At 24.5% G+C, this 241-nt stretch carries 1 pseudogene; it reads left to right on the top strand.

Going from position 1 to position 241, the window contains the following annotated elements:
- A pseudogene (locus FUA24_RS25495) lies at positions 1-107 on the top strand (DUF58 domain-containing protein); the annotation flags it as partial.
- Positions 108-241 lie beyond the last annotated feature (134 nt).

The raw sequence follows: 241 nt of genomic DNA on the forward strand, positions 1-241 counted from the left end.
AATTAAAATGCGCACAGTATAAAATAAAATATGTTGAAGCAGATATTAATAATACGTTTAATCACATATTAACAACTTATATGGTTGAAAGGCAAAAATTTATATAACAGCTAAAAACCTTGTAAACAGCAGGTTTTATTAGTGTTGAATTTTTATTTAAATATTTTTCAAAAAAAGATTAAAAAATGTTTGTGATATTTAAAAAGCCTTGTATATTTGCATCCGCAATCATGCAACGGTC

This window comes from Seonamhaeicola marinus (assembly GCF_008085455.1).